The organism is Niveispirillum cyanobacteriorum, assembly GCF_002868735.1.
GTDB lineage: Bacteria > Pseudomonadota > Alphaproteobacteria > Azospirillales > Azospirillaceae > Niveispirillum > Niveispirillum cyanobacteriorum.
The window spans coordinates 3,307,439-3,321,260 of sequence record NZ_CP025611.1 but is presented as its reverse complement, the minus strand read 5'-3'; the positions used below and the strand labels follow the sequence as shown (position 1 = coordinate 3,321,260).

Annotated in this window: 8 protein-coding genes and 1 pseudogene; 5 read left to right on the top strand and 4 right to left on the bottom strand. The window is 65.7% G+C overall.

Going from position 1 to position 13,822, the window contains the following annotated elements; translation table 11 throughout:
* Positions 1–15: 15 nt before the first annotated feature.
* The 4 genes from glcF to C0V82_RS15490 all read right to left on the bottom strand — a co-directional run bounded on the left by glcF (position 16) and on the right by C0V82_RS15490 (position 8,710).
* Positions 16–1,317: a glycolate oxidase subunit GlcF gene (gene glcF, locus C0V82_RS15505; protein WP_102113065.1), complete on the bottom strand. Its 1,302-nt coding sequence runs from the start codon at positions 1,315–1,317 to the stop codon at positions 16–18.
* A complete protein-coding gene (locus C0V82_RS15500) occupies positions 1,317–2,495 on the bottom strand; it encodes an FAD-binding protein (RefSeq protein ID WP_102113064.1) in 1,179 nt (392 codons plus the stop codon). The genes glcF and C0V82_RS15500 overlap by 1 nt, the downstream gene beginning before the upstream one ends.
* Positions 2,496–2,562: 67 nt before the next feature.
* Positions 2,563–6,924, bottom strand: coding sequence for a translocation/assembly module TamB domain-containing protein (locus C0V82_RS15495; RefSeq protein ID WP_158659958.1), 4,362 nt, complete (start codon positions 6,922–6,924; stop codon positions 2,563–2,565).
* A gap of 7 nt (positions 6,925–6,931) precedes the next feature.
* Positions 6,932–8,710, bottom strand: coding sequence for an autotransporter assembly complex protein TamA (locus C0V82_RS15490; RefSeq protein WP_158659957.1), 1,779 nt, complete (start codon positions 8,708–8,710; stop codon positions 6,932–6,934).
* A 390-nt stretch (positions 8,711–9,100) separates the two neighbouring features.
* Between C0V82_RS15490 and typA the strand changes: the two genes are divergently transcribed.
* The 5 genes and pseudogenes from typA to C0V82_RS15465 all read left to right on the top strand — a co-directional run bounded on the left by typA (position 9,101) and on the right by C0V82_RS15465 (position 13,821).
* Positions 9,101–10,924 carry a translational GTPase TypA gene (typA, locus tag C0V82_RS15485; protein WP_102113061.1) on the top strand — a complete coding sequence of 608 codons (1,824 nt, stop codon included), beginning with the start codon at positions 9,101–9,103 and terminating at the stop codon, positions 10,922–10,924.
* Positions 10,925–11,067: 143 nt separating this feature from the next.
* A complete protein-coding gene (locus tag C0V82_RS15480) occupies positions 11,068–11,313 on the top strand; it encodes a ribbon-helix-helix domain-containing protein (protein WP_102113060.1) in 246 nt (81 codons plus the stop codon).
* A 27-nt stretch (positions 11,314–11,340) separates the two neighbouring features.
* A pseudogene (locus C0V82_RS15475) lies at positions 11,341–11,619 on the top strand (type II toxin-antitoxin system RelE/ParE family toxin); the annotation flags it as partial.
* 154 nt (positions 11,620–11,773) lie between these two features.
* Complete coding sequence (locus tag C0V82_RS15470; protein WP_102113058.1) at positions 11,774–13,054, top strand: hypothetical protein; 1,281 nt, start codon at positions 11,774–11,776, stop codon at positions 13,052–13,054.
* Positions 13,051–13,821, top strand: a complete 771-nt coding sequence (locus C0V82_RS15465) for a hypothetical protein (RefSeq protein WP_102113057.1) — start codon at positions 13,051–13,053, stop codon at positions 13,819–13,821. Before C0V82_RS15470 ends, C0V82_RS15465 begins: the two co-directional genes overlap by 4 nt.
* Position 13,822 lies beyond the last annotated feature (1 nt).

The window sequence follows — 13,822 nt, the reverse complement described above, 5'->3', positions numbered from 1 at the left end:
GTGGATGCACGGCATTCACGGGGCTTTTGTATGCGCGGGCAAACCATCCGGTGCCGGCCCGCCTGTGGCCCAATCCAGCAACTGCACCGTATGGACGATTGGCAAGGCCGTGCCGGACCCGATCTGCGTCATGCAGCCGATATTGCCGGCGGCGATCACGTCGGGCCGCGTCCCCTCAATCGCCGCCACCTTGGCATCGCGCAACTGCCCCGCCAGTTCCGGCTGCAACAGGTTGTAGGTCCCCGCGGACCCGCAGCATAGGTGTCCGTCCGGCACGTCCAGCACGGTAAACCCCGCGCGGCGCAGCAGGTCGCGCGGCGGGTCCTTCACTTTCTGCCCATGCTGAAGCGAACAGGCAGCGTGGTATGCCACGCGCAGAGGCCGGGGTGCCGCCACGTCCTCCGGCAGTCCCAGCGACACCAGCACCTCCGTCACATCCCGCGCCAGCGCCGATACGGTCGCCGCCGGCCCGGCCAGCACGGGATCGTCGCGGAACATATAGCCATAATCCTTAACGGTCGTGCCGCAGCCGCTGGCCGTGACGATGATGGCGTCCAGGCCATCGCCCTCCACCTCCGCCATCCAGGCGCGGATATTGGCCGTCGCGAAGCCGTGCCCATCGCGGCCCATATGGTGGGTCAGGGCGCCGCAGCAGCCCACCCCCTTCGCCACCACCAATTCTGCCCCCAGCCGGGTCAGCAACCGGATGGCCGCATCATTGATGGCGGGGTTCAGCGCCGGCTGTACACAGCCCGGCAGCAGCGCCACCCGCATCCGCCGCGCGCCTTGCGCCGGAAATGTCGCCGGCCCCTCTTGCGCGCTGCGCGGATGCACCCGGTCGGGTGCCAGGTCCAGCATGCCGCGCAGGTCGGGCGGCAGCAGGGCGCGGAAGGGCCGGGCCAGCTTTGCCAGCCCCATGGCCGCCCGGAACCGCCCTGCTTGCGGCAGCATCAGCGCCAACGCCGCCCGGGTCAGCCGTATCTTGACCGACCGCTTACCCGTCCGCTCGATATGGGCGCGGGCATGATCGACCAGATGCATGTAATGTACGCCCGACGGACAGGTGGTCATACAGGACAGGCATGACAGGCAGCGGTCGATATGATGGGTTTCCACCGGCCCCGCATCCCGACCGCTTTCCAGCATATCCTTGATCAGATAGATGCGCCCGCGCGGGCTGTCGCGCTCGTCCCCCGTCAGGCGGTAGGTGGGGCAGGTGGCCGTACAGAACCCGCAATGGACACAGGTTCGCAGGATCTTCTCCGCCTCTGCGGTTCCGCTGTCGGCCAGTTGCGCCAGGGTGAAATGGGTCTGCATCACACCCCCATCAGGCCGGGATTGAGGATGCCTGCCGGATCGAACTGCGCCTTCACTCGGGCCGTCAGGGCGGCCAGCGGGCCGGGCAGCGGCTGAAACACCGGCACCACCGTCTTCACCGCGTCGGGTGCCCGCATCAGTGTCGCATGCCCGTCGCCACCCAGCGCGCCGCGCACGACACCCGCCCCCGCATCCGCCATCCCACGCGGCAGCCCGACCCAGATCAGGCCCCCGCCCCAATCCAGCCAGCCCAGCGCACGCGGGACCGCCGCGCGGATGGCGGACAGCACCCCCATCCCCGCAATGGGTGGCACCGACAGACGCCAGACGTCCAGGTCGGGTCGTTCGGCCAGCGGCATCGCATCGCGCAGGCACGCCCACAGCGCCGCCGAATCGTCCCCATCCAGCACCGCCATGGCCGCCCGCCCCTCCAGCAACCGTTCAAGTGCTGCCAGCCGTTCCGCCACCGACACCGAAACCCCATCCAGCCGCAGCAGCACACAGGGTGTGCGGTCAGGCAGCAACCCATCCAGCGGCAGATAGGCAGGCGTGAAGGCCGCCGCCCCCACCTCCGCCGCTGACCCCAACGCATCTGCCATGGCGCGGATGGCGTCGGCATCCTCCATCCCCGCCAGCACCAGGGTTTTCGACACGGGCGGGGCCGGCAGCACCTTGACCACAATTTCCGTCATGACGCCCAGCGTACCATGCGCCCCGGTCAGCAGCTTGGGCAGGTCAAAGCCCGTGACATTCTTCACCACCTTGCCGCCCGACCGGAAGATACGCCCGTCGCCGGCAATGGCTGTCAGGCCCAGCACATGGTCGCGCACGGCCCCGGCCTTCACCCGTCCCGGCCCCGACAGGCCGGTCGCCACCACCCCGCCCAGCGTATCCGTGCCGGCAGGACGGCCATAAAGCGGCCCCAGGTCCGGCGGCTCAAACGCCAGGGCCTGACCCTTGGCTGACAGCAGCGCCCGCAACTCCACCATCGGCACACCCGGTTCGGCCACCAGGATCAGTTCGGCGGGTTCATAGGAAACAATCTGGGACAGTTCCGACAGCGACAGGGCCGTGCCTGTGACTATATGGCCCAGGCCCGGTTTGCTGCCGCCACCGTTCAGGCGCAGGGGCTGGCCGGCGCGCACCGCGTCAATGAAGTAAGAAAGCCTGTCGGCCATGGGCGTCCGCCACCTTGATCACATCCGGCGGCATTCTGGGGGTGCGGTGGGCCGCCTGTCACCCCCCTCAATAATCCCATTGGAACTGCACGCCGACCTTGCTTTCGGTCCCGACCTCGCCACGCGCCTTGATATGGTCGGTGATGCCATATTCCACAGTCGCCTTGCTCTGCCCGGTGCCCAGCTCCTGCTCCACCCCGACATAGATGTTATCGCCGATATAGCGGCCTGCGGCGACTGTGCCGGCCCCAGTACCATCCTCGCTGCCCCGGAACTCCAACCGGTCCACGCCCAGGGAACGTTTCACATTGTCGACAAAGCCTGGCCCACCGCCGAACAAGCCCGACAATTGCGCTGCCGACTGGGCCAGTTGCACCGCCTCCAGCGCCGACAACTGCCCCGCCCCGCGGTTGAACAGCAGCCGGGCCAGCACCTCGTCTTCCGGGTAGGGCGGCTGCGACGACAGTTTCACCGTCGGCTTCGACGGGCGGCCCGTGACGGCGACGATGGCTGTCAGGTCGCCGCGTTGCGTACGCGCCTCCACATCCAGCGAGGGGTCGAAGGTACCGTCGCCCAGAAAGGTGACGTTGGCCCGCGACAGGGTGAAGGTCTGGCCCAACAGCCCCATCTCACCCTTGACCAGCGACACCTCCCCCGACAGCAGCGGCAGATCCGCCGTGCCGCGCAGTTTCAGCGACGCTTTCAGTTCCGCGTCCAGCCCACGGCCTGCGACATAGATCTGGTTGGGCGCCTCCACATCGATATTCAGGCCGATGATCAGGGCGGGCGGCGGCGTTCCCTCCGCCTTGACATTGGCGCTGCTCACGGCGCCGGGCGGGGCAATGCGGCGGGGGTGATTGATCTCCACCACCTTCACCTCCACCACCGTGGGCGGCAGCTTGTCCGGGATGCGGATATGGGCATTGGCCACATCCACCCGGCCCGCGATCATCATCTGCGTCGGCCTGCCGGTGACGGTGATATCGGCACCGGCGACCGCCTCCACCATGTCGATCCCGGCCAGCTTCGCCTTCTTCGCGGTCAGGCGCAGGTCAATCTGCCGGTCGCCACGCTCGGGGCGGAAGCCAAAGCTGCCCGCAACTGAAACCGTGCCGCCGCCCGACGTCTTGCCCTCGAACCGGTCGATCACCAGCCCTTCAGGATCGCCCTTCAACACTGCCTCGATATCGGTGATCTGTGTGCCCCAGCGCTGATTCTCATAACGGGCATTGTTCAGCGTGACACTGCCCGTCAGCTGCCGGTCGGCCAGGGTGCCGCCCAGGGTCAGGTCCAGCACCATCTGCCCGCCCAGCCTGTCACCCGTCGTCGCCAGCAGATCGTTCAACCGGCGCAGCGCGACATTACCCTCCAGCCGGCCGCTAACCGGCTTGTCGCTGGGCACGGCAATGCTGGTGGCCGATCCGCGCATTTCCAGCGGCAGGTCGGCCCGCGCCGACAAGCCAACGCCCGATCCTGCGCTGTCGATCCTGGCATTCAGCGCCACACGCCCTTTCTGCCAATCGGCGGTCAGGGTGGCGCCCAGCGGTGAGGGACCTTTCAGGACCTGCGGCGCCAGTGCGAATTCCGACAGTTTCAGCGACAGCACACCCTTGGGATCGGCCACGGTACCTGACAGGCTGGCCGTGCCATCCAGATGGCCATACAGCGTCAGGGTCGGATCAATCAGGCGCACCCAGTTGAGCGGCAGCTTGGTCAGCGACACGCGTCCGCCCAGCGCCTTGGGCGACAGGTCCGCCGTCACCTCCACCCGCGCGTCACCCGCCAGCAGGACGAATCCCTGCACCCCCACCACGCCCTCACCAAGGGAAAGGGTGGCAGGGTTGGCCAGCCGGAATTCCGTATCGCCATAGGCCCCCGACAGGGTACCCAGCCCCACCCGATTGATCCCGTCCTTGGCCCCCGTCGCCAGTTGCCCCGCGATGGACAGGCGCACCGGTGCGGACCCACGCTTGCCCGACAGGTCGAAGGCAAGGGAAGTAGCCGACAGCGGTCCGCGCGCCGAACCCGTGACCTTGTCCAAATCCAGGGTCCCGGCATCGACACCGGTAACGGTAAAGCCCGCATCGACGCTGGGCACCTTGTCGGCGCCATCCAGACGCGCGGACAAGGCGATGGTCGCCACCTTCTGCCCGTGCCAGCGGCGCCAGATTTCCTTGAAATCGGCCTTCACATCCGCGAACTGCCGGCCCTTGTCATGGCTGAGCGCGATATTGACGGTGCCATTGCCCCAGACCTCATCCCCCGCGATGAAAGCCAGGATGCCCAGGTCGGGCACGGTGCCGGTCAGGCGACCCGCCGCCAGCCCCGTGCCGGTATCCAGCGACAGGTCGCCATCGAACCGGTTCAGGCCGATTACGGCCTCGATCCCGGCCAACGACAGGGTAGACCCCGCCTGCGACAGGTCGCTGCCCAGCGCGATGCGCTGCCCATTCAGGCTGCTGGCCAGATCAATCCGGCCCTTCGCCGCCTTGGGCAGGCCCGACAGCCGCGCGTCCAGCCGCGTATCCACCAGCCGCAAACCATCCAGGGTCAGCCCGTCAGCCACCACCTCCAGCGTCATGGTATCGGCGCCTGGGCTTTTCAGCCGGGCCGTGACACCGCCCGCGATGGCCACGCCCAGCGCCGGGGACAGGGGCGACAGGTCCGCCACCTCCAGCACCGCGTCGGCATTGATGCCCTTCGGCCCATACCGCCCCTCCCCGCCAATCTTCACCTGCGGGTTGGTCAGGGACAGGCGACGCAGCGCCATCTCCTCCCCCACCGCTTCCAGGTCGGCGAAAATCTCCGTCCGGCCCGATAGAAGCGGGTCCAGGATGGCGATGCCCGCCGCCAGCTCCTTGCCCTCGCCCTGCAGCGTCACCGCCGTCTTTCCGTCCGCGCGCCGCAGTTTGCCGTCCACGGCCAGGGAGCCTGCCAGTGTGCGCCCCGCCACCCCGGACAGCGGTGCGAGATCCTTGGCCGACAAGGTCAGGGCCAGTTCGCCATCCCGGCCCCAGCCGGTCAGCGATCCGCTGGCGGTGGCCGACAGCGCCGTGCCGATGAAGCCGGCCTTGGCAATGTCGATCCCACCCTCGGCGCGGGTCACGGTCAGTTCCGCGGCCAGATCGGATGTGCGTCCCGTCAGGGCCGATAGCGCCCCTGACGCGCCGTCCAGATGCAGGGCCGCGATGACCGCTGTCTTCTCCAATCCCTTGGCCGACAGCTTCACGCCCAGACTGTTCAGCGTCAGGTCAGGCAGGCCGACCGTGTCCAGCGTCAGATCCGTGGCCAGTTCCGGTGCCTCGGGCGTACCGGTCAGGGTGATGCTGCCGCGCGCCGCCTTCATTCCCGCCGGCCCCAGCAGGGGGGACAGGATGGCCGCATCCGGCACCTCCACCCAGGCGCCGACATTGATGGCGCGGGTCTTGATATCGAACGCACCGCCGCCCGACAGCTTGCCGACCGCCGTCTGGATGCCGACACCATCCAGTGCCAGCTTCACCCCCGGATCGATCAGACCACCAGCACCGATGCGCAGGTCCGGCCCGACCAGCGGGCGGATATCGGGCGGCAGCAGGGCTTGCACATTACCCGACAGGTCAAGGCCGAAGGTCAGCTTGTTGCCCGACGGTCTGATCCTGAATTCCGCCCTGGCATCGGCGGCTTCGCCGGCCTTCGCCGTGGCCGTGCCCGTCCAATCGGTCAGCGGCCCGTCGCCCTTCAAGGTCAGGGTCACGGGCGGGCGGCCCGGAATGTCCAGCAATTCGGCAATCAGCCCATTACCCTGCTCCAGCGCTTCCGCCGTCAGGGTCAGGCGGCGGCCGGGGCGGTAATCGCCGGCAACGGTCAAGGTGCCGGGCCGGTCATCGATGCGCTTAATGTCCAGCGACCCCGACCCGCCCAGTTCACCCGCCGGCAACCGCCCCTGCCCGGCCAGTGTCAGCACCGCCGGATTGCCATCCAGCAGGTCCGGCCCCAGCGTCACCCGCTCCACCGCCAGCCGCGACAGCGTGACGGCAACCGGCAGGCGCGGCAGCCCGCCCGTGTCACTGGGTTCATCCGGCTTGGGCAGCGGCTGACGTGCCACCGTCACGGCCTTGGCCGACAAATCCTCCACCGATAAGGTGCGGGAGAACAGGGCCCAGGGGTTCCAACCTAGATGCGCGTCTTCCACCGTCAGCCAAACACCGTTGGCATCAGACATGGTGATCCTGGCGGCACGCAGGTCGAAGATTGACCCGTCCACCCCCTCCACCTTCAGTTCCGGCACGGCCTCCCCGGCCTTTGACAGCACGAAATCACGGCCCGACGGGGTGGACAGCCAGATGCCCGCCGATACGCCGATGAGAACGACCAGACCGATCAGCCCGGCCAGACCGGTGGCGATCCAGATCAGGATGGGGCGAAGGCGGTTGAAATCGCTCATCATCCCCTCCTTAAAAGGCCTGGCCGATGGAGATGTAGAACTGGAACGCCTTGTCGCCGTCGCGCTTGTTCAACGGCACTGCCACATCCAGACGGATGGGGCCGATGACGGTGTGGTAACGCCCACCGATACCGGCGGCATAGCGCAGGCCCTGACCCAGCTTGGGATACTCGGTCGTATAGACATTGCCAGCGTCAACGAAGGGCACAACGGCAATATCCTCCGTCACCTTCACCCGCATTTCGGCGGACATCTCCAGCAGCGAGACGCCGCCCAGCGGCTCCCCATTGCTGTCGCGCGGCCCGACCTCCTGATAGCCATAGCCACGGATGGAGCCGCCACCGCCCGCGAAGAAGCGCTTGTCGGCGGGAACATCCAGCAGCCCGCCGCCGATCACGGCCCCATAAACACCGCGCAGCGCGCCCACATACCAGCCATCATCCTTGAAATCGAAATAGGCGCTGCCGCCGACCCGCGCCACCGTGAAGCTGTTGCTGTCCCCGAAGGCCGCCAGATAGGGGGTCACGGCCCCTGACAGGCGGAAGCCCTTGGTCGGGTTCAACAGATCGTTGGACCGGTCCCAGGTGATGGCGGCGGGAATACCGACCAGGGTGTTGCGCGTGGTTTGCAGGCTCTCCTCAATCCGGGACTGTTCCGCCGTCACGCCCAGGCTGGCCTTCAACCCCTTGCCCAGCTTGCGCTCTACCGCACCCGTCAGGACCAGTGCTTGCCGGCGATAGGCATCGGGCCGTTCCGACAAGGCTTCCGCCGACAGGTTCAGCGATTGGCGACGTGACAGGAAATCCGGCTGCTGATAGGTGCCGGCCAGACGGTAATCGAAATCGCTGGCACTGGTTTCGCCGCGTCGGGAGATGCCAGCGACCGAGGCATCGACCCGCAGCTTTTCGGCATTGCCCATCAGGTTGCGGTCACCCCAATAGGCGTTGGCCCCGAACCCGTCCTCGGTCCCGTAATCGGCACCGAAGCCGACATAGTTCATTTCCCGTTCGGCCAGATCGACCAGGACGGGTGCCTTCTGGTCTCCCGTCGGCTGATCGGCCAGCCGCAGCCGGACGGAGGAGAAGACACCCAGATCGGCCAGGGCCTGACGCCCCTCCTCCATGGTGGCAGGATGATAGGCATCGCCCTCGCGCCAGGGCAGGCGGCGACGGGCCGCGCGCTGCGACACCTCGTCCAGGCCATTGAAGCTGACATCGCCGAACGTCACTTTCGGGCCGGGATCAACGACATAGGTGACATCCATGCCCTGCTTGGCATGGTCCACGATCAGCTTGCGATCCAGCAGGCGGGCATAGGCATAGCCCTTTTCCGCTAGGCGCGGCAGGATACGGCCTTCGGCATCCACCACCGACGGTGCCCGCGCGTCCGATCCGATGGCAAGGCCCAGCGCGTCCGGGGCCGGCGCACCATCGGGCAGGGGTTGCTCGTTCGGGCCGGCAATGGCAACCGATGTCACCTTGTACCGCGCCCCTTCCTCCACCCGGATCAGAACCTTGGCGGGCACCACATCCACGTCGATCTCCGCATCGACAATGGCGTCGTAGAAACCTTCGGATCGCAGGGCGGCGCGGAACCGGTCCAGATCGGCATCGGCCCGACGGCCTAGGCCGATGGGCGAGGGCGGCGGGTCTTCCTTCAGGGCGACAAGGCTGGAGACTTCTTTCAGCAGCTTCGACAGATGCGGATGATCATCCACGCCTTCGATCACCACCTCATACTTCGTCTCCTGGGCATGAACGGGCACCGCCGCCAGGGCAGCCGCCGCCATCAGCATCCATTTTTGCCATCTGCCTTGGGTCATTATCCTCCCCCGGTTGCCGCCATGGTGGCATGGGCCGGGGGCGGCTTTCCAGGGGTAAGGCACAGGCGCTTTGGTGTTAGGCCAAGGGGCAGGCTCACAGCCTTCCCTTTTCGCCAACCCCTTGATGGAACGTTAACCGCGATCCGACGAAACGCAGGGCAGCCCCACCTTCTGCACCCTACCGAAGCCGGTGCGAAACGATTATATTGCGCCGCGAAACAGCCCGGCCACCCTTGTTCCCGTTCCTCAATCGAACGCTGACAGGGTGGCCGGGCGTTTTTCATGCGCGAACCCCGATCCGGCGGACATAGTCATTGGGCGGCGCGCGACCAGCACCAGGCACGCAGGACCGTACCCATGCAATTGCGCAATATCGCCATCATCGCCCACGTCGACCATGGCAAGACCACGCTCGTCGACATGCTGCTGAAGCAGTCCGGCACTTTCCGTGAAAACCAGCAGGTCGCCGAGCGCGCGATGGACAGCAACGACCTGGAGCGTGAGCGCGGCATCACGATCCTGGCCAAGTGCACGTCCGTTGTCTGGAACGACGTCCGCATCAACATCGTCGATACCCCGGGCCACGCCGATTTCGGCGGCGAGGTGGAGCGTATCCTGAACATGGTGGACGGCGTCTGCCTGCTGGTGGACAGCGCCGAAGGGCCGCTGCCGCAGACCAAGTTCGTGCTGGGCAAGGCCCTGAAGCTGGGCATGCGCCCGATGGTCGTCGTCAACAAGATCGACCGTCAGGATGCGCGTCCCGACGAAGTGCATAACGAGATTTTCGACCTGTTCGCCTCGCTGGATGCCACCGACGAGCAGCTGGACTTCCCGACCCTGTTCGCGTCGGGCCGTAACGGCTGGGCCGTCAACAGCCTGGATGACGAGCGCAAGGACCTGACCCCGCTGTTCGAGCTGATCGTCAACCATGTGCCGGCCCCCAAGGTTGACAGCGTTGATGCACCGTTCACCATGCTGGCCACCACCCTGGAAGCCAACCCGTACCTGGGCCGCATCCTGACGGGCCGTATCCAGTCCGGCCGCATCAAGACCAACATGGCCATCAAGTCCATGTCCCGCGACGGCAAGCTGATCGAGCAGGGCCGCGCCTCCAAGGTGCTGGCTTTCCGCGGTCTGGAGCGCGTGCCGGTGGACGAGGCGCAGGCCGGTGACATCGTCGCCATCGCCGGTCTGGTGAAGACCACCGTCGCCGACAGCATCGTTGACATGAGCGTTGAAAACGCCCTGCCGGCGCAGCCGATCGATCCGCCGACCCTGGCCATGACCTTCTCGGTCAATGACAGCCCGCTCGCCGGTCGCGAAGGCGACAAGGTCACCAGCCGCATGATCCGCGACCGCCTGCTGCGTGAAGCCGAAGGCAACGTCGCCCTGCGCATCCGCGAGACCGAGAACGCCGACGCGTTCGAAGTGGCGGGCCGTGGCGAGTTGCAGCTGGGCATCCTGATCGAAACCATGCGCCGTGAAGGCTTCGAGCTGTCGATCAGCCGTCCGCGCGTGGTGATGAAGACCGACACCAATGGCCAGCGTCTGGAGCCGATTGAGGAAGTCGTCGTCGACGTGGACGAGGATTTCTCCGGCGTCGTGGTGCAGAAGATTGCCGAGCGTAAGGGCGAGATGCTGGAAATGCGTCCCTCGGGCGCTGGCAAGGTCCGTCTGGTGTTCCACGTCCCCTCGCGCGGCCTGATCGGTTACCAGGGCGAGTTCCTGACCGACACGCGTGGCACCGGCGTTATCAACCGCCTGTTCCACGATTACGCCCCCTACAAGGGCCCGATCCCCGGCCGCCGCAACGGCGTGCTGATCTCCAACGCCGAGGGTGAGGCCGTGGCCTATGCCCTGTGGAACCTGGAAGATCGCGGCCCGATGATGATTGAGCCCGGCTGGAAGGTCTATGAGGGCATGATCGTGGGTGAGCACACCCGCGAGAACGACCTGGAAGTGAATGTCCAGAAGGGCAAGAAGCTGACCAACATCCGCACCACCAGCAAGGATGAAGCCGTCGTCCTGACGCCGCCCATCCGCATGTCCCTGGAAAAGGCCCTGTCCTACATCCAGGACGACGAACTGGTGGAAGTCACGCCGAAGTCCATCCGTCTGCGCAAGAAGCTGCTGGACCCGAACGACCGCAAGCGCGCCGAGCGTCAGGCCGAAGCCGGCTGATCGCTGGTTCTGGTTTGAAAAGACGAAAGGGGAGGCCTGGAAACAGGCCTCCCCTTTTTGTTTTGGGGGTGGGCGGCGACCTTGGTCCTATGGCAGGAAATGCTATGATACGGTTCTAAGGCAGTGCCCGAAGGAGGCCGATCATGCAGGTATCTGTTACCGGACCCTGGGCAGGGTTTATTAACGAAGCCGTCGCTTCCGGCGAGTTAGACAGCCCAGACGCCGTTGTCGCGGCGGGCCTTTCCCTGCTTAAATCTCGTGAAGCACGGCTGACCGAATTGCGCCGTATCGTGGACGACGCCCTCGCAGAAGGTGGTGAGCTTTCGGAGGCAGAGGTTGACGCGGTCCTTGCCGAACGGATCAAGGAATTGCAGACCCGTGGCCTCTAGGCTAAGCGGCGACTATTTTATACAAGGGCCGCTTCGTGCGACCTCTCCGATATCCTGTTCTACTTGGCCGAAAGAGCAGGCGTGACGAAGCCGGCCTTGAATTTCGTTCAGCGGTTGAGGGCTCAGTGCAAGAAACTAGCGGAATTGCCGGGAACCCTGGGCCGGCCCCGCGAGGAAATTCGACCAGGCATCCGAAGTTTTGCCTATCGGGGCTACGTCATTCTCTTCCGCTATGAAGATGACGGTGTGTGCATCATTCGCATCATCGAAGGGCATCGGGATATCGACGCCTTGATGAAAGGATGACGCCCCCAAATCCGTCCAAATCATGGCGGAAGGCCTCCCGGATACCGGCTTAAATGGCCCCTTCCGGCCCGGCCCCGTCCTTGCCGCCCCATAATCGACATGAAATGCTCTTTTCATCAAAGGGGCACCACGCCTCGACCTTCGGGGGAGCGGGATGGCGAACCGGGTGAAGCAGATGGCCGACATGCATATCGGCCGGCATCTGAGCTATAGCGATAGCGAACGCCGCGCGGATGAGACGCGCGGGGCCCGCGACGGAGAAAAGGGCTTTCCGCCGCTGGATGCGCCGCAGAACCCCGTACAGGATCAGGTGCTGGCCCAGGTCACGGCCGATTTCGCCGCCTATGAGAAGGCGCGCCTGACCTATCTGTCGGAACTGGATATCGCCGAACAGCAAAAGCTGAAGGAACGGGACGAGGATCTGGTCAACCGCCGCCGCACCCTGCAGGATGAAAAACAGCGCGCCCTGAACGACCTGTCGCACAAGGTCGGGCCCGACAGCCCCGAATTCCGCGACTTGACCGAACGCAAGTCGGAAGCCGTGGCCACCGTTGCCAAGCTACAGGCGGAACTGGCCCGGCCCCTGCGTGTCTCCATGGTCTGGGCCTATCCGTTCCTGATGCTGCTGGTCTGTCTGGCCGAGGTGCCGGTCAACCGCATGGCGTTCGAGTTCTTCTTTCAGGAGACGCCGCTTCTGTCCCTGTTCATCTCACTGATCATTGGCGGGGTGCTGGCGCTGTTCGCGCATTTCATCGGCCTGTGGCTGAAACAGGCCAACCAGCATGAACGGATGCAGGCTCGGCTGTCCTATTACGCTGGTGCCGCCGTGCTGGCCGGTCTGTCGGGCACGCTGGTCTATTTCATCGCGGCGGTGCGCGAACATTTCCTGCGCCTGCTGGAGGCGGATACCAACAGCTCCTTCGCCGACCTGCTGCGCCAGGGCGACCTGACCAGCACAGCGGCACAGGTGACGGCCACGGAATTGGGCTCCGCTGGCTGGACCCTGCTGGTCATCAATCTGGTGATCCTGACGGTCGGCGTCGTCGCCTCCTTCGTGCGGCATGACCCGCACCCGGATTATGAACGCCTGACCCGCAAGGCCGAGAAGGCCCGCAAGCGCGTGACTCGCCGGGAGAGCGACTACAACAAGCAGCGCATGCAGGCGACGCGCAGATATGACGACATGATCGCAGCATTGAACCGGCAGATCGAACAGCTGGAAAAGGACATCACCACCATCCAGGCCGACCGCAAATCCGCCGGCACCGATTACGAACAGAGCCTGCGCCAGTTGGGCATGAACAGCCATAACCGGCTGATCAATTACCGCATCGGCAATCTGCGGGCCCGCAGCGACGGCACGCCCGCCTGCCTGCGCGACATCCCGTCCGCCCTGCAGATCAGCGCGCAGTTGCTGCGGGCGGTGCGGGGATGAGGCTGCGGCGGTTCCTGCTTCTGTTGCTGCTGCTGGCTGGTCTGGCGCCCGCCGCGCTGGCCGCGCGACAGGATTACTGCAAGCTGGGCACAGGCACTGTAGCCCTGCTGGTGGACCGCACCACACAGTATGATCAGCAGGATATCGACATCCTGATTGCGGGCCTTGACCGGTTTGTGGGCGAGTTGAAGCCCGGTGACCGGCTGGTGGTCCAAACCATCACCGACGATTATGCGGCATCTGCCCGCAAGTTTGAGGAATGCGTGCCCGGCTGCCCCGAGGGCGGCGGCCTTACCGACTGGATCATGGCCACCTGCAAGCCGACCATCGCCAAGGCAGAAAACCGGGACTTCAAACGCCGGCTGGCCATGGTGCTGATCGGCATGCTGAAGGAAAGGCAGGCCTACCCCCGCTCCGAAATCCTACGCACCATCGACAATGTCGCGGAGACGTGGAAACCGCGTGGCCTGAACCGGATGATCGTCTTCTCGGACCTTCTGGAACATTCAGACGTACTGACATACACGGCCCTGTCAGAGGGGCCGCCCGCAAAGAACTTGCGGATCATCACCGATCAGCGGCTTCTGGCGCCGCTGTCACAGGTGCAGGTCGATATGTTCGGCTTTGGCCGGGGGCATGACCCAGGCCGCAAGGCCCTGCCCCGCCCTGTGGAGAACCGGGTGCGGGATTTTTGGACCGCCTATCTGAAGGCCAGCGGGGCCAGCAGCATCCGCATTGGCCTCTGGTATGGGGGCCAGGGGGAATAAC

What these genes read in the sequence shown, in the direction of transcription:
- C0V82_RS15470 (WP_102113058.1), top strand. Translation starts at nt 11,774, where the DNA reads ATGGCGAACCGGGTGAAGCAGATGGCCGACATGCATATCGGCCGGCAT.
- typA (WP_102113061.1), top strand. Translation starts at nt 9,101, where the DNA reads ATGCAATTGCGCAATATCGCCATCATCGCCCACGTCGACCATGGCAAG.
- C0V82_RS15480 (WP_102113060.1), top strand. Translation starts at nt 11,068, where the DNA reads ATGCAGGTATCTGTTACCGGACCCTGGGCAGGGTTTATTAACGAAGCC.
- C0V82_RS15490 (WP_158659957.1), bottom strand. Translation starts at nt 8,710, where the DNA reads ATGGCGGCGGCTGCCCTGGCGGCGGTGCCCGTTCATGCCCAGGAGACG.
- C0V82_RS15495 (WP_158659958.1), bottom strand. Translation starts at nt 6,924, where the DNA reads ATGATGAGCGATTTCAACCGCCTTCGCCCCATCCTGATCTGGATCGCC.
- glcF (WP_102113065.1), bottom strand. Translation starts at nt 1,317, where the DNA reads ATGCAGACCCATTTCACCCTGGCGCAACTGGCCGACAGCGGAACCGCA.
- C0V82_RS15465 (WP_102113057.1), top strand. Translation starts at nt 13,051, where the DNA reads ATGAGGCTGCGGCGGTTCCTGCTTCTGTTGCTGCTGCTGGCTGGTCTG.
- C0V82_RS15500 (WP_102113064.1), bottom strand. Translation starts at nt 2,495, where the DNA reads ATGGCCGACAGGCTTTCTTACTTCATTGACGCGGTGCGCGCCGGCCAG.